Below are 16817 nucleotides of genomic sequence, written 5' to 3' on the forward strand. Positions count from 1 at the left end.
AGAAGCTCGACAAAGATTGGACTTTCGTTGCGGAGTTACTCGCGAGGATTTCTCCTCCGTCGAAATGACATAAAATGACGAAAAACTTTGTCCCTTTGAACCTCTGCACCTTTAAACCTAAAAAACCTAACAGGTTTTAAAAACCTGTTAGGTTTGCTTAATCCTCACGGCTTCCGTCATCCGCCATTCTGACCATTTTTGGGGTAAACTTTGCTACGACATCAACTAAATCCTGTTGTGCTTCCATCACCTGATTGATGTCTTTGTAGGCCATTGGTGCTTCGTCTAAACCAGCACCAATAAGCGTTACGCCGTGGTCTTTTAGGATGGACTGCATTTCGGTTTTCGTGATGTTTTTAATCGCCTGAGTTCTGCTCATTTGTCTTCCTGCTCCGTGCGAAGCTGAGTTTATCGCGTTCTCCTCTCCTTTTCCTCTCACCAAAAATCCCGGTGCAGTCATACTTCCCGGAATGATTCCCATTACGCCTTTTCCGGCTGGCGTTGCTCCTTTTCTGTGCACAATTACTTCTTCTCCATTCCAGGTTTCTTTCCAGGCAAAATTATGATGGTTTTCTACTTTGGCTAAAATTGTTGCGCCTAAAGCTTTCTCCATTTTGTTATGGATAATTTCATGACAAGCCGAAGCGTAATCTCCCGCCAGATTCATCGCCATCCAATATTCCTGACCCAATTGCGAATTCATATCCAAATAGGCTAAGTTTCTTGCCACTTCCGGAAGTTTACAAACCTCTTTGGCAATTTTGGTATAATGTCCGGCAATAGTTGCGCCCATTCCACGTGAACCGGAATGCGTTAACAAAGCGACATATTTCCCTTTTGGGATATTTAAAACGGCATCGTCTTTGGCGAATTCCATGATTCCGAATTCCACAAAATGATTTCCTCCACCAGACGAACCCAATTGCGACCAGGCCTTATCTTTTAAGTGCTGAACAAACGGGTTCATATTGAAAGTGTCATTTTCTAAAATCGCGTGATCTGATTTGTATTGTCCCTGAAAACCATGACCTGCACCAAACTTAGAATGTGCCACTAATTCTCTTTTGAATTTAGCTTCGTTTTCAAAGTAAAAAGCTTCCGGAATATCATAAACCGACAAAGCCATTCTACAACCAATATCAACTCCAACACCATACGGAATAATGGCCTTTTTGGTCGCTAAAACGCCGCCAATAGGCAATCCGTAACCTTGGTGTGCATCCGGCATTAAAGCTCCGGCAACCGTAACCGGCAATTTCATGGCCACTTCCATTTGTTTTCTGGCGCCGTCTTCGATATGTGCTAATCCGTAAGCAGAATAGGCGTTTGGATTTTGATTTAAAGTGATGAAATCTTCTGGTTTTTCATTCGCTTTTTCGATTAAGGCAATGGCGAGTTTGCTAAAAATAGCATCGTTTGTATAATTTTCTGGTGTTTCCAAAACGTTTTTGAAATTTGTTATCATTTCATCACGTTTTAATCCATGTCTTTTACTGTTTATTTTTAATGCGATTCCGATTATTTTTCCTTCCGGGAATCCTAATTCCATTAATTCAAATCCGTTGATTTGTGTTTTCATTGTTTCTATATTTAAAGGGGCAAAGTTGCAGAGGTTCATAGGTGCAAAGGTTTTTTACTAATGCGCAGTTATTTAAATCGACCACCATTCGATAGTTGCAGTAATAAAATTTCATGAATTCTCTTAATTTCGGCTATTATTGGTTTTATTTCATAGTCCACATTGAGCATCTTAAAAATTTGCTTATCGTAAAAATATGCTCTAAAAAATATTCTTGAATCATCTACATAAATTATTGGTCCAACGTATTTTGGCATGACTATTCCGCTAACAAATTCTTTTAAAAAGTCATCTAAATTCTCATCAAAGTGCTCAATAAGGTTTCTCATATCTCGATTTTTCAAAATATTTGAATCACTAACAAGATAAACTTCGCGTAATTTTTCCCCTCTAATTTGATAATGCCCGCTATTCTTATTCTTTGGAGGCCAAAAAAATCGGGAAATTCCTCCTGCATTAAGAATGATATTCTGAAATAAATCTAAAATCATATCATCGTTTTGACAATCATGATTTCCATTTTTCCAAAAATTGTTTACTGATTCAACATCATTCAAAATTGAACGTGTTTTATTTAATAAAGATTCAATGTAGAAAACTTCATTAAAAGGATGGATTTCAAATTCTGAATTTTTCATATCTATTAATTTATCTTTCAAAGATTCAAATACTACTACGCAATTATTTTGCGCAGTAAAAAAGAATGGCTATTTTTGAGAAAAAACTACATGAATCTTAAAGATAAATATACCGAATTACTCACGAATATTGGTTTCGGAGAAAATGAGATTCAGCAAAACTGGCTTGATTTAGAAAAAGCCTATTCCAAAAAATCAAGACATTATCATAATCTGACGCATATACAAGATATGATTGCCAGTTATGAAACCTATTTTGATCAGCTTCAATTTCCGAATGAAGTTTTGTACTCGATCTTTTATCATGATTACATTTATGTAAGCAGCAAAAAAGACAACGAATTAAAAAGTGCTGAATATGCGGTTAAGATTCTTCCGAAGGAAACTACTTTGAATTCGGCATTGGTTTTTGATATGATTTGTGCAACGCAACAACATCAGCATAATGAAGTTGAAGATATAAACTGGCTGATCGATTTTGATTTGAAGATTCTCGCCAGAGATTGGGAGGATTATAAAATCTATTTTGAACAGATTAGAAAAGAATACCGCATTTATCCCGATTTTCTCTATAAACCCGGACGTGCAAAAGCGTTGAAACATTTTCTGGAGAATGAGTTTATTTTTCAGACGGATGAATTTAGGAAATTATATGAAGAGAAGGCACGGGTTAATATTGAAAAGGAAATAAAGCTTTTAATTTAATTGGGGCTTTTTGAATCTCTCAATCCCGATAGCTATCGGGAGCAGAGCCGCAAAGTTTTGTTTCACGCAGATTTAGCAGATTTAGCAGATTTTTTTTGAATTTATTTAAAGGCTCCAGAGGAGCAATATGTTTATAGCTTAATATTGAATTGTTGAATCAAAGCTCCAGCGGAGCGATATTTAGGCTGTAAATACATTACAAAATATGTCACCCCGATCGGGTTTATGAAAACGTGTTTTATTATTTCTATAAACCTATTGTCCCGCTGGTTTCTATAAACATGCTGTCCCGCTGGGACTTAAATATTGTGACGTTAAATAATATTGTAATAACAGAAATGCCTTTATGGAACGTAGACGCGTGAGGGATAGAGGCGATATCCTTTTGTGAAGTGGAACGGAACAAAAGATAAAGCCGAAAGCGCGACCCGGAGGGACACGCCCAAAAACTCGAAATAATTATACGTAATTGAAAATTTGAATCTTGCAAAGATGATTTTTGGTACGCAAAGTTTTTTTCTCGCAGATTCAGCAGATTTTGCAGATTTTTTGAATCTGTTTAATTTTTAAATCTATGGCTTAAAAAATAAAAACTTTGCGACTTCGCGACTTTGCGAGCAAAAACAACACAACATGTCACAAAACAAAAATGCCTTAATACGCTACAAAACAATCGACAAATGCCTGCAGAATAAATACCGGCAATGGACTTTAGAAGATTTAATCGAATGTTGTTCTGAAGCTTTGTTTGAATATGAAGGTCGGGAAAACCCAATCAGCAAGCGAACGATTCAAATGGATATTCAGCTGATGCGGAGCGAGAAATTGGGTTATAATGCGCCAATCGTAGTTTACGATAAAAAGTATTATAAATATGAAGACGAAGATTTTTCGATAACCGATATTCCGCTGACGGAAACTGATATGAATGTTTTAACCGAAACCGTTTCGATGCTGAAACAGTTTAAGGATTTCTCTTTGTTTAATGATGTATCAGATATTTTACAGCGACTGGAAGATAAAATCTATTCCGAGAAATCACATACGAAACCCGTTATTTATCTGGATAAAAATGAGAATTTGAAAGGGCTCCATTTTCTGGACGAGATTTATCAGGCGATTATTAAGAAAGTTACGCTTGTGATTACGTACAAGTCTTTTAAATCGAGAGAAGAAACAAAATTCCATTTTCATCCTTTTATATTGAAGGAATTTAATAACAGATGGTTTTTAGTAGGAAAGACAAAAAGCTTACAGCCCATTAAAAATTTGGCTTTGGATCGCATTATCGCAATCGACTACGATTTTAACCTACCTTATATAGAAGAAGATTTTGATGCGGATTCTTTTTATAAGAATGTAATTGGCGTTACGGTAAATACAGGCTTACAGCCCAAGAGAATCGAACTTTGGGTTGATGCTGTAAATGCGCCTTATGTTGTGACCAAACCTTTGCATTCGTCGCAGCGGTTGATTAAAGAAAATGAAGACGGAAGTATTATTGTGCATCTGTTTATTTCTCCTAATTATGAAATGGAACGTATTTTATTGGGTTTTGGAGACGGAATCGAAATTCTCCGACCCGAAAACCTCCGAAAACGAATGAAAAATATACTGCAAAAGGCACTTTCCAAATATGAATTGGATAATAATACTGCATTATAAACAGCAATTTTTACATTATATGGAATTTAACTCCGTTTTAAAGTCATAAAACAATTTTTACCGCACTTAATTTGTTAAAATATCAAAAAAGAATAGTATATTTCAAATTAAAAATAACCATAAAACACTGAAAACCAGAACAAAAAATTTATTAACCAAAAATTTATCTTAAAATAATATGCATGCATAGTATTTTTTGATTATATTTGAAATCGATATAGTTACCTATGAAAGACAAAACAATAGATTATATTTTGAGAGCGACATGGCAAGCTGTTTCAAGAATGTATAACGAAGAAGCTGCAAAATACGATGCCACTATGGCCACCGGGTTTGCTCTTTTGAGTATCGACAAGGAAGAAGGAACACCTTCGACTGCCTTAGGGCCAAGAATGGGAATGGAAGCCACCAGCCTAACCAGAACATTAAAATCAATGGAAGACAAAGGTTTGATTGTTCGCAAAAAAAATCCATCTGACGGACGCGGTGTTTTGATTTACCTGACCGAATTTGGAAAAGAAAAAAGAGATTTATCTAAGAATACAGTTCTGAAATTTAATGAAACCGTTAGAAAACATGTTTCGGACGAAAAACTGAAACATTTTATCGAAGTTTCTGAAATTATCAACGAATTGATTCAGGACAAAAACATATTTACCCAAACAGAAAACAAAGAAAAGGAATAAGCAGATTCGTATTAATGGAGACGGCTTATTTCAATTCAAAACAAAAAACAAATAGTAACAAATTATGAAACGCACAATTAAAAAAGTTGCTGTAATTGGATCCGGAATTATGGGTTCAGGAATAGCTTGTCATTTTGCCAACATTGGTGTTGAAGTTTTACTGCTTGACATCGTACCACGCGAGTTGACAGAAGCTGAAGCTAAAAAAGGATTAACACTTGAAAGTAAAGCAGTTCGCAACCGTGTAGTAAACGAGCACTTGGCGAATTCATTAAAATCGAAACCGTCTCCTATTTACAGTCAAAAATTTGCTAGCAGAATCACAACTGGAAATACGACTGATGATATGGCAAAAATTGCCAATGTTGACTGGATTATTGAAGTTGTTGTAGAGCGTTTGGATATCAAAAAACTGGTTTTTGAACAAATCGAGAAATTCCGTACTCCGGGAACTTTGGTTACATCAAACACTTCTGGTATTCCGATTCATTTTATGAGCGAAGGAAGAAGCGAAGATTTTCAACAACACTTCTGCGGAACTCACTTTTTTAACCCTGCGCGTTACTTAAAATTATTTGAAATTATTCCTGGTCCAAAAACTTCTACTGAAGTATTGGATTTCTTAAACGAATACGGATCTAAATTCTTAGGAAAAACTTCGGTTATTGCTAAAGATACTCCAGCGTTTATTGGAAACAGAATTGGTATTTACGGAATTCAGAGTTTATTCCATTTGGTAAAAGAAATGGGATTAACAATTGAAGAAGTGGATAAATTGACTGGTCCGGTAATCGGTCGTCCAAAATCGGCTACTTTCCGTACGGTTGACGTTGTTGGTTTGGATACTTTGGTACACGTTGCCAACGGTATTTATGAAAACTGCCCAACAGACGAACAACACGAATTGTTTAAACTTCCTGATTTCGTCAATAAAATGATGGAAAATAAATGGTTGGGAAGCAAAACAGGACAAGGTTTTTATAAAAAAGTAGATAAAGATATTTTGTCTTTAGACTTAGATACATTAGAATACCGTGCTGCTAAAAAAGCAAATTTTGCTACGCTTGAACTAACAAAAACTATTGATAAACCAATCAATCGTTTTAAAGTTTTAGTAAAAGGAAAAGACAAAGCAGGTGAATTCTACCGCAAGAGTTTCTCTGGAATGTTTGCTTATGTGTCAAACAGAATTCCTGAAATCTCAGATGAATTATACAAAATTGATGATGCGATGAAAGCTGGTTTTGGATGGGAAAATGGTCCATTCGAAATCTGGGATGCGATTGGTGTTGCCAACGGAATCGAAATCATGAAAGCAGAAGGTTTAGAGCCTGCTGCATGGGTTACTGAAATGTTGGCTTCTGGAAGCGAAAGCTTCTACTCTGTAAAAGAAGGAGCAACTTATTTCTACAATATTCCAACAAAATCACAAGTTAAAGTTCCTGGACAAGATTCATTCATTATCCTAAACAACATCCGCGAAAGCAAAAAAGTTTGGAGCAATAGCGGTGCAATCATTCAGGATTTAGGAGACGGAATTTTGAACTTAGAATTCCAATCTAAAATGAATACAATTGGTGGCGATGTACTTCAGGCTATCAATAAAGCAATCGACTTATCTGAAAAAGAATATCAAGGTTTGGTTATTGGTAACCAGGCAGCGAATTTCTCCGTTGGAGCTAATATCGGAATGATTTTCATGATGGCAGTTGAGCAGGAATATGACGAATTAAACATGGCTATCAAATTGTTCCAGGACACGATGATGCGCGTTCGTTACTCTTCTATTCCAGTTGTAGTGGCGCCTCACGGAATGACTTTTGGTGGTGGATGCGAAATGAGCTTACATGCTGATAAAGTAGTAGCTGCTGCTGAAACGTATATGGGATTGGTTGAATTTGGTGTTGGTGTACTTCCTGGTGGTGGTGGATCTAAAGAAATGGCTTTGAGAGCTTCAGATTTATTCCGCAAAAACGATGTGGAATTGAATGTTCTTCAAGAGTATTTCTTAACGATCGCTATGGCAAAAGTATCCACTTCTGGTTATGAAGCTTTTGATACAGGTCTTCTTCAACATGGAAAAGATGTTATCGTAGTAAACAAAGATCGTCAGATTGCTGAAGCTAAAAAACATGCTTTATTAATGGCTGAAGCGGGTTATACTCAGCCTATCAGAAGAACTGATGTTAAGGTTTTAGGTAAACAAGCATTAGGAATGTTCTTAGTTGGAACTGACCAAATGGAAGCTGGAAAATACATTTCTGAGCACGATAAAAAAATCGCAAACAAACTGGCTTATGTAATGGCTGGTGGTGATTTATCTGAAGCGACTTTAGTATCTGAACAATATTTATTAGATATCGAAAGAGAGGCGTTTTTATCGCTTTGTACAGAAAGAAAGACTCTTGAACGTATTCAATACATGCTAACAAAAGGTAAACCATTAAGAAACTAGAGACAAGAAACAAGAAGCAAGATAAAGTCTTTTCTCTTGACTCTTTCTTCTTTCATCTAAACAAGAAAAAAACATGAAAACAGCATATATCGTAAAAGCTTACCGTACTGCGGTAGGAAAAGCACCAAAAGGGGTTTTTAGATTTAAAAGACCTGACGAATTAGCAGCAGAAACTATTCAGTTTATGATGGATGAACTGCCTGATTTTGACAAAAAACGTATCGATGACGTTATGGTAGGAAATGCCATGCCGGAAGCAGAACAAGGACTTAACGTTGGACGTTTGATCTCTTTAATGGGATTAAAAGTGGAAGATGTTCCTGGTGTTACAGTGAACCGTTATTGCGCATCCGGATTAGAAACTATCGGAATGGCAACTGCTAAAATCCAATCAGGAATGGCAGATTGTATTATCGCTGGTGGAGCTGAAAGTATGAGTTTTATTCCGATGGGAGGTTACAAACCAACTCCGGATTATAAAGTTGCCGCTGCAGGTCACGAAGATTATTACTGGGGAATGGGTTTAACTGCTGAAGCGGTTGCAAACCAATACAAAATCTCAAGAGAAGATCAGGATGAGTTTGCTTACAACTCGCATATGAAAGCTTTGAAAGCACAAGCTGAAGGGAAATTCGACAAACAAATCGTTCCGATTACTGTTGATCAGACTTTCATCAATGAAAATGGAAAAAAAGAAACTAAATCATACGTTGTAAAACAAGACGAAGGTCCAAGAGCCGGAACATCAGTTGCTGCTTTGGCTGGATTGAGACCTGTTTTTGCCGCCGATGGAAGCGTTACAGCAGGTAACTCATCGCAAATGAGTGATGGTGCTGCTTTTGTTTTAATCATGAGTGAGGACATGGTTAAAGAATTAAACCTTGAGCCAATTGCCAGATTAGTAAATTTTGCTTCATCTGGCGTTGAGCCAAGAATTATGGGTATTGGTCCCGTAAAAGCGATTCCGAAAGCGTTGAAACAAGCTGGTTTAGAATTGAAAGATATTGACCTGGTTGAATTAAACGAAGCATTCGCTTCTCAGTCTTTGGCTGTAATTCGCGAGCTAGGTTTAAACCCGGATATCGTAAACGTAAACGGTGGAGCTATCGCCTTAGGTCACCCTCTTGGATGTACAGGTGCTAAACTTTCTGTTCAATTATTCGACGAGATGAAACGCAGAGGTAGTAAATACGGAATTGTGAGTATGTGTGTGGGAACTGGACAAGGGTCTGCAGGGATTTACGAAGTTCTTTAAGACAATAAGTCTTTTTTTTGTCATTTCGACGAAGGAGACTCGAGCGATAGCGAACAGACGAAGTAAATCACACTAGTGATTCGACAAAGTAAACGTATAGTTTGTCATTCCGAGGAACGAGGAATCTCCGCGACAATTATCCGCATAGTTTGTCAATCGTTGTGGAGCTACTTGCGGAGATTCCTCCTCCGTCGGAATGACAAAAAAGCCGGAAATACTAAATTATACAAGGTTATAAAATAAAAAAATATACAAAAAACAAAAGCAATGGCAGATACAATCGAAAAAAACGTAACCCGTGGTGGTCAGTTTTTAGTTAAAGAAACAAAATGCGAAGATGTCTTTACACCAGAAGATTTTTCGGAAGAGCAATTAATGATGCGTGACTCTGTAAAAGAGTTCGTTGACAAAGAATTATGGGCGCATAAAGATCGTTTTGAGAAAAAAGATTACGCTTATACAGAATCATCTATGCGTAAAGCAGGAGAACTAGGACTTCTTGGAGTTGCGGTTCCTGAAGAATACGGTGGATTAGGAATGGGATTCGTTTCTACAATGTTAGTTTGCGATTACATTTCTGGTGCTACAGGATCTTTCTCAACTGCTTTTGGTGCGCATACAGGAATTGGAACTATGCCAATTACACTTTATGGTACTGAAGAACAAAAGAAAAAATACGTTCCTAAATTGGCTTCTGGAGAATGGTTTGGAGCTTATTGCTTAACTGAACCAGGTGCAGGATCTGATGCTAACTCAGGAAAAACAAAAGCTGTTTTATCTGAAGATGGAAAACATTACTCAATCACTGGACAAAAAATGTGGATTTCGAATGCAGGTTTCTGCAGCGTTTTCATCGTTTTTGCTAGAATTGGAGATGATAAAAACATTACAGGTTTCATCGTAGAAAACGATCCGTCAAACGGAATTTCTATGAATGAAGAAGAGCATAAATTAGGAATTCGTGCTTCTTCTACTCGTCAGGTTTTCTTCAACGATACAAAAGTTCCTGTTGAAAACATGTTATCTGAAAGAGGAAACGGTTTCAAAATTGCAATGAATGCTTTGAACGTTGGACGTATTAAATTGGCAGCAGCTTGTTTAGATGCACAACGTAGAGTTACTTCAAATGCAGTAAAATATGCTAACGAAAGAATTCAGTTCAACACTGCAATTTCTTCTTTTGGAGCTATCCGTTCTAAATTAGCTGAAATGGCAACTAATGCATACGCTGGAGAAAGTGCTTCTTACAGAGCTGCAAAAGATATTGAAGACAGAATTGCTGCTCGTGAGGCAGAAGGAACTTCTCACCAGGAAGCGGAATTGAAAGGTGTTGAAGAATATGCTATCGAATGTTCTATCCTGAAAGTAGCTGTTTCTGAAGACGTTCAATCTTGTGCTGATGAAGGAATTCAGATTTTTGGTGGAATGGGATTCTCAGAAGATACTCCAATGGAGAGTGCCTGGAGAGATGCTCGTATCGCTCGTATTTATGAGGGAACAAACGAAATCAACAGAATGCTTTCTGTAGGTATGTTGATCAAAAAAGCAATGAAAGGACATGTTGATTTACTTGGACCTGCAATGAAGGTTCAGGAAGAATTAATGGGAATTCCATCTTTTGATACTCCTGATTTCTCTGAATTATTTGCTGAAGAAAAAGGAATCATCGCTAACCTTAAGAAAGTTTTCTTAATGGTTGCTGGTAGCGCTGTTCAAAAATATGGTCCGGATTTAGATTCTCACCAACAGTTATTAATGGCTGCTTCTGATATCTTAATCGAGGTTTACATGGCTGAAAGTACTATTCTTAGAACGGAAAAATTAGCCAAAAATCAAGGTGAAGCAAAAGTACAAGAGCAAATTGCTATGGCAAAATTATACTTATACAAAGCAGTAGATATCGTTAACTCAAGAGGAAAAGAAGGAATTATTTCTTTTGCTGAAGGTGACGAACAACGTATGATGTTAATGGGATTAAAACGTTTCACAAAATACACAAACAATCCAAATGTTGTAGCCTTAAGAGAAACGATTACTTCTAAGTTAGTTGCAGAAAACGAATACTGCTTCTAATACAAAAATAGTTTTTAGCTTTTAATTTGTTTAAACCCGCACAAGTCCGAAACTGTGCGGGTTTATTTTTTTATTTTTTCACCATATAAGTGATATAAGTTCATTTTATGTAGAGGCGCACAGCAGTGCGTCTAAACCACAGTTCATATAAGTTTGCCACAGATTACAGGATTAAAATGATTTAAAAATCTTTATAAATCGCGTAATCTGTGGCATTTTATATTCCAATTAATTTATAATTAACCATTCACAATTAACAATTAATTTATCGGTTTCATGATCAAATCGTGATCTCCTTCTGAACTTAGATTTAGGAAACGTTCATATTCTCTCAGCACATCAGAAATAATTCCGTCTTTGCTGAAATATTGAATATCGTACCCCATACGATGATCTCCAAAATAGGTTATGGGTTGGAAAATTACCTCGGAATCAATATCCGGCGTATTTTTTTCATTAATTAATGTTTCAGAAACGGTTTGTTTTTGAGCCATAACGCCATATTTAAAGTTTCGCAACTGATCGTATTTTATTTCCAATTCAATTGCCTGCTGTGGATCAGTAAAGGAATTTATATGGGCTTCTATATTGTTTTTTGATAATTCTACTGCTAATTCTTCAAAAGCTTTTTTTACGGTTTCATTCAGAAATTTGTGGACATCTTTCTTCTGGGAAACGGTTACAATTTTTTCTAAATGTTCCCGCCAATTATTATTATTCCAGTTTAAACTTCCATGCGAATATTTTTTTTCACTGTATTCACTATCCACAACCAAAGCTTTCCAGAGATTATAGCAGAGTAAAGCCATAATAATTCCGAAAGGTAAAGCCGTAATTAATGTCATTGTCTGGAGCGAAGCCAAACCGCCGGAGCGTAGTAAACTTAAAGACAAAAGCGACAACAGAACACCCCAAAAAACACTTTGCCATTTAGGCGAGCTTATTGCGCCTTTTGAGGCTATTCCATTCATTATAAATATTCCGGAATCGGCTGAAGTGATAAAAAACACGCAGATTATCAAAATAGATAAAACATTTAAAAATGTGGTAAGCGGAAAATAAGTAAAGAAATTAAACAACAAGGTATCCGGATTATTTGCGAATTCGCTTAAAGCACCATGAGCGACGTGCTCGTCAATCCATACTGCACTGCTTCCGAAAACAGTCATCCAAAGAAAATTAAAAAATGAAGGAAGGAATAAAACAGCCAGAATGAATTCCCGGATAGTTCTTCCTTTAGAAATTTTCGCAATAAATAATCCAACGTAAGGCGCCCAGGAAATCCACCATGCCCAATATAAAATGGTCCAATTAGAGAACCATTCCTGACTACCTTTTTCGTAGGCATAGGTATTAAACGTAAGCGATATAAAATGACTAATATAATGTCCTAAACCTTCAGTAAAAGTGCTCAGGATATAGATTGTTGGTCCGCAAATCAATATAAACAACATTAATAAAACCGCCATCATTATATTTAGCTCGCTCAGTTTTTTAACTCCTTTTCCTAAACCGGAAATGGCCGAAAAAACAGCAATAATCATCACAACCAAAACTATTGGTACTTGATATTTAAAGCTGGAATCCGGAATAAGTCCCAGACTCACTAAGCCAGCGTTTAACTGAACCACACCAAAACCAAGTGTAGTTGCAATTCCGAAAAAAGTACTGCACAAACCAAAAACATCAACAATATTTCCAAATTTACCATGTATTCTACTTTTCAGAATGGGATAAAATCCGCTTCGAATTGCTAAAGGTAAGTTATGTCTATAAGCAAAATAAGCAAGAGACAAACCTACTACACCATAAATCGACCACGCATGAAAACCCCAATGGAAAAAAGTATAGAGTTGCGCTTCTTTCGCTCTTAAATTTTCAGCCAAATTTGCATTTGCGGGCGTTGCATAATGTGACATCGTCTCTCCTACTCCAAAGTACATCAAACCAATTCCCATTCCGGCAGCAAAGAGCATGGCTACCCAGGAAAAAAAAGAATATTCAGGTTCCGAATCATCTGCTCCTAATTTGATTTTGCCGAATTTACTGATCGCGAGTGTAATCAAAAACAAAACAAAAACGGTAACTAACAATACGTAAAGCCAGCTCAGATTTCTGAATATGATATCTTTTACGAAATTAAAAGACTGCTCTGCCTCTTTTGAAAAGAAACCACAAAACAATGAAATGGCAATAATAATAGCTAAACTCGGAAAAGCAACTGATTTAGTAAAATTGGTTTGAAAGACATTTGAATTGGCAGATTTATTCATATAGGAATGATTTATTATTGTTATTCTCTAAAAGGGTCTAAATCGAGGAAGTATTGAATAAAAAAATACTCCAAAAATCTTTTAATCAATGCATTGTAAATTTAATCAAAAAGAAATAACTTCCTTATTTACTACTATAAATAATTGTTTACAAAAGAGTATAACAAATTGACTTAATACTATGTTACTATTTAACTAATATTTTATTTCTAAAAGTTTTATATTTAACCTTCAAAAAACTAAAAACTTTAAAATGAAACAAATTAACCTGATTGCCTTTTTATTATTGTGCTTATGTACCACAAATACTTTTGCACAAAAAAATAAAAAAATGGATATCATTGCATACTACACAGGCGATGACAAATTGATTAACGAATATGAAGTCAATAAACTAGATCAAATTATTTTTAGTTTTTGTCATTTAAGAAACGGCAAACTAAGTGTTGATTCCCCTAAAGATTCAATCACAATTAAACATTTAGTTTCTTTAAAAGCTACAAATCCACAACTTAAAATTGTATTATCTCTTGGTGGATGGGGTGGCTGCGAGCCATGTTCTGCAGCATTTTCAACAGATGAAGGCAGACTTACTTTTGCAAAATCCGTGAAAGAAGTTAGTGATTATTTCAAAGTAGACGGTTTAGATTTAGACTGGGAATATCCATCAATTGAAGGTCTGCCAGGTCATTTATACCAAGCCGCGGATAAGCCTAATTTTACTGATTTATTGAAAAAATTGCGCTCAACTCTGGGTAAAAAGTATGAACTAAGTTTTGCCGCAGGAGGTTTTCAAAAATGTTTAGATGAATCTATAGACTGGAAAGGCGTTGCACCATATGTAAATCGTATTAATATCATGAGTTACGATTTAGTAAACGGATATTCTAAGGTAACAGGACATCATACACCCTTATACAGCACAAATCCAAAAGAAGAATCAACTGACAGAGCTGTAACTTACTTATTAAAAGCAGGTGTTCCAGCAGAAAAATTAGTTATTGGTGGTGCTTTTTATACCAGAACATGGAAGAATGTTGAAAACATCAACAATGGTTTATATCAGGCTGGTGAGCACATTCCTGGTGCTGATTTTAAAAACTTTGCTACAACTTATACAGAAGCAAATGGGTGGAAATATTTTTATGACGAAAAAGCGCAAGCGCCATATTGGTATAATGCAACGACAAAAACATTTGCAACATCTGATGATGTTAGATCTATAAAAGCAAAAACAGAATATGTGAAAGCTAAAAAATTAGGCGGTATCATGTTTTGGGAGCTTACACTGGATAGTCCGAAAAATGGAATGGTAAATGCTATTTACGAAGTTAAAACAGCAAAATAAAGAGTTTAAAAAATAAAAAAAGCGGCAGTTATAGATTTCTACAACTGTCGCTTTTTTTTATATCTAAAAGAAAATTACGGCTGAACTTTTGTTTTATCTAATTCTCCTATAAAAGGAATTGACTCCTGAATTTCGTTACGAATAACAGTCTGAAGATAGACCTCTAGCTGAATAAATTTTGCAGCATTAATTGCACCAATTGCTTTTTTCATTTGTCCGTATGTTTTCGAATATAACTTTTCGTAATCCTGATTATTTTTCAAAGTTCCCTTGGCTAATTCATCTGCTTTTTCATCGGTAAGTGTTGCATAACTTTCAGCATAATTATTTATCAGCTGTAACTTTGTTTGTCCGAGCCCCTTGCGCTCTGTTTCATAATTATCGTAAACTTTTGTAAAAGCTGCCGCCTGAGTATCAGACAAATTCATATATTGCCTTACAAGATCACTTTTAGATTTTCCATAAATACTCTGCACTAATTCTACATCTTCTTTATAAGAAGATTGAGCATACGATGAAAACGAGGCGATTGCCAAAACAAGAATAAGACTTAATTTTTTCATGGTTTTTGGTTTTAGATTAATTTTAAACATTTATTCCCTATCAAATATACTGATTTTAAACACATTACATTATTTCCATTCTTTAAAAGAATGAGTATTGATAAGCCGCTGTTAAAGCGTAATAATTCAATCCGTTGTTGGTATAGGCACCAATATGGTATTGAAACTTGATACTCTGACCTTTTGCAATTGGTGTAGAAAATGTTGCACCAACTCTCCAATTATCTATTTGACTATCATCAGAAACACCATCTGTTATGGTTTCACCTCCAAAAAACCAATTAGTATTAAGACCAATCCACATACTATTCTTGAAATAATAGCTACCGTGCGCCTGCAAACTGTAAGTATGCTTCTGCTCCAACTTTTTTCCTAAAAAATCATTGTTATCAGTATAAAACCAGACGCCACCATAAACTTCAGCATAAAAATGAGAGAACCGCTGCGAGATACCTATTTCAGGTTTAAATCCCCAACGGTTTGTACCAATATTCACTTGCTTATCGTCGTAATATTTTCCAGTTGGGATTGACGTTACTAAACTCACCCCTAAAATGGTTTTTTGCTCAAATTTTCTAAATTCGGCTTTATCAAGAGCGGGAGAACCTAACAGATTTACACCAAGTCGAACTTTCATATCGCCAAAGCCCGTTCTTGATCCTGTTATGTTTTCACCATTTACATTCGCAGATCCGTCCATAAAAGTGAAAGGCAGTGCAACTTGTACGCGAGCCAATTTACCTGATAAACCAAATGTTCTCACATAAGTTGCAGCCAGATTATGACTTTGAATAACAAAATCAGAAATTGGCAATGATGGTTCTGTTAAGACATTTCCATCCATATAAGCATATCCAATGGCGGCTACATTTAATTTTTTTGGAACATTTGCGTATACTCGCGGTTCTAAATCCTGGCTAAAACCTGAAAACATTCCTAGTAGAAACAATATTATAAAATGGTGTTTCTGAATCAAGACATAAAAAGTATTTTTTGGCATAAAGTAAAGAATTCGGGGATATGATTATTAAAACTAAAGACGCTCTTAGTATTCTTATTTCTTAATTTCATCCGTTTTTGGAGCTTCAATTTCTCCATCATATGAAATCGATGCTCTATTATTGCTACTAATAGAAAGCGACGCTCCTCCATCAAAAAAAATATTAAAATACAGCGTGTAAACGTCATCCTTACCTTTAACTGTTGCTTTGACGTTGTACGATTTTTTCTTTTTTTCAATCTTTACGTCTTCCGGCACACCTTCAAATTTTATACCTCCATCTCCGCCATATGGTACATTAAAAGCACGGCCAAAGAAAGGCAAATCACAAGTTGTTTTCTCTGTATTAAATTTCAAAAAATAGGTATTGTAATCTAAATTCAACATCCTGCCTCCTTGAGGAGTTGCTTTTTGCGCTTCAAAAACAAAATTTTTAGAATCGATAAGTGCTTCAATTTCTTTTTGTTTCTGTAATTCGCGTTCTGCTTTTAATTCTTTCTTTGTTTTTTCCTGAGCCAAAACCGGAAAGCTTAAAAAGTACAATAACACTAATAAAATGGAAAATTTACGTTTCATA

At 35.7% G+C, this 16817-nt stretch carries 13 protein-coding genes; 7 read left to right on the forward strand and 6 right to left on the reverse strand.

Annotated elements, in window-relative coordinates:
* Window positions 1-157 precede the first annotated feature (157 nt).
* Both IRZ99_RS08740 and IRZ99_RS08745 read right to left on the reverse strand, forming a co-directional pair.
* A complete protein-coding gene (locus IRZ99_RS08740; protein ID WP_194656914.1) occupies window positions 158-1579 on the reverse strand; it encodes an RtcB family protein in 1422 nt (473 codons plus the stop codon).
* 68 nt (window positions 1580-1647) lie between these two features.
* On the reverse strand, window positions 1648-2217 hold the full coding sequence (locus IRZ99_RS08745) for a hypothetical protein (protein WP_194656915.1): 570 nt from the start codon (window positions 2215-2217) through the stop codon (window positions 1648-1650).
* Between the two features lie 75 nt (window positions 2218-2292).
* Here IRZ99_RS08745 and IRZ99_RS08750 point away from each other — a divergent pair, with 75 nt between their 5' ends.
* The 6 genes from IRZ99_RS08750 to IRZ99_RS08775 all read left to right on the forward strand — a co-directional run bounded on the left by IRZ99_RS08750 (window position 2293) and on the right by IRZ99_RS08775 (window position 11056).
* Entirely contained in the window at window positions 2293-2922 is a 630-nt protein-coding gene (locus IRZ99_RS08750; RefSeq protein WP_370527660.1) for a hypothetical protein, read from the forward strand.
* A gap of 633 nt (window positions 2923-3555) precedes the next feature.
* On the forward strand, window positions 3556-4587 hold the full coding sequence (locus IRZ99_RS08755) for a YafY family protein (protein WP_194656916.1): 1032 nt from the start codon (window positions 3556-3558) through the stop codon (window positions 4585-4587).
* 227 nt (window positions 4588-4814) lie between these two features.
* Window positions 4815-5273 (forward strand): MarR family winged helix-turn-helix transcriptional regulator, encoded by a 459-nt coding sequence (locus IRZ99_RS08760; RefSeq protein WP_056193743.1) that lies wholly within the window; start codon window positions 4815-4817, stop codon window positions 5271-5273.
* A gap of 64 nt (window positions 5274-5337) precedes the next feature.
* Window positions 5338-7728, forward strand: a complete 2391-nt coding sequence (locus tag IRZ99_RS08765) for a 3-hydroxyacyl-CoA dehydrogenase/enoyl-CoA hydratase family protein (protein ID WP_194656917.1) — start codon at window positions 5338-5340, stop codon at window positions 7726-7728.
* 73 nt (window positions 7729-7801) lie between these two features.
* A complete protein-coding gene (locus IRZ99_RS08770; RefSeq protein WP_042563104.1) occupies window positions 7802-8983 on the forward strand; it encodes an acetyl-CoA C-acyltransferase in 1182 nt (393 codons plus the stop codon).
* Window positions 8984-9250: 267 nt separating this feature from the next.
* Window positions 9251-11056, forward strand: coding sequence for an acyl-CoA dehydrogenase family protein (locus IRZ99_RS08775; RefSeq protein ID WP_194656918.1), 1806 nt, complete (start codon window positions 9251-9253; stop codon window positions 11054-11056).
* A gap of 260 nt (window positions 11057-11316) precedes the next feature.
* Here IRZ99_RS08775 and IRZ99_RS08780 read toward each other — a convergent pair whose 3' ends face one another.
* A complete protein-coding gene (locus IRZ99_RS08780; protein ID WP_194656919.1) occupies window positions 11317-13329 on the reverse strand; it encodes a BCCT family transporter in 2013 nt (670 codons plus the stop codon).
* A 253-nt stretch (window positions 13330-13582) separates the two neighbouring features.
* On the opposite strand from IRZ99_RS08780, the gene IRZ99_RS08785 reads away from it, so the two are divergent.
* Complete coding sequence (locus IRZ99_RS08785; protein WP_194656920.1) at window positions 13583-14677, forward strand: glycoside hydrolase family 18 protein; 1095 nt, start codon at window positions 13583-13585, stop codon at window positions 14675-14677.
* A gap of 74 nt (window positions 14678-14751) precedes the next feature.
* Here IRZ99_RS08785 and IRZ99_RS08790 read toward each other — a convergent pair whose 3' ends face one another.
* The 3 genes from IRZ99_RS08790 to IRZ99_RS08800 all read right to left on the reverse strand — a co-directional run bounded on the left by IRZ99_RS08790 (window position 14752) and on the right by IRZ99_RS08800 (window position 16816).
* Window positions 14752-15240: a hypothetical protein gene (locus IRZ99_RS08790; RefSeq protein WP_194656921.1), complete on the reverse strand. Its 489-nt coding sequence runs from the start codon at window positions 15238-15240 to the stop codon at window positions 14752-14754.
* 82 nt (window positions 15241-15322) lie between these two features.
* Window positions 15323-16240: a transporter gene (locus IRZ99_RS08795; RefSeq protein ID WP_194656922.1), complete on the reverse strand. Its 918-nt coding sequence runs from the start codon at window positions 16238-16240 to the stop codon at window positions 15323-15325.
* 54 nt (window positions 16241-16294) lie between these two features.
* Complete coding sequence (locus IRZ99_RS08800) at window positions 16295-16816, reverse strand: DUF4251 domain-containing protein (protein ID WP_194656923.1); 522 nt, start codon at window positions 16814-16816, stop codon at window positions 16295-16297.
* Window position 16817: the final 1 nt, after the last annotated feature.

The organism is Flavobacterium sp. LC2016-12 (assembly GCF_015351595.1).
GTDB lineage: Bacteria > Bacteroidota > Bacteroidia > Flavobacteriales > Flavobacteriaceae > Flavobacterium.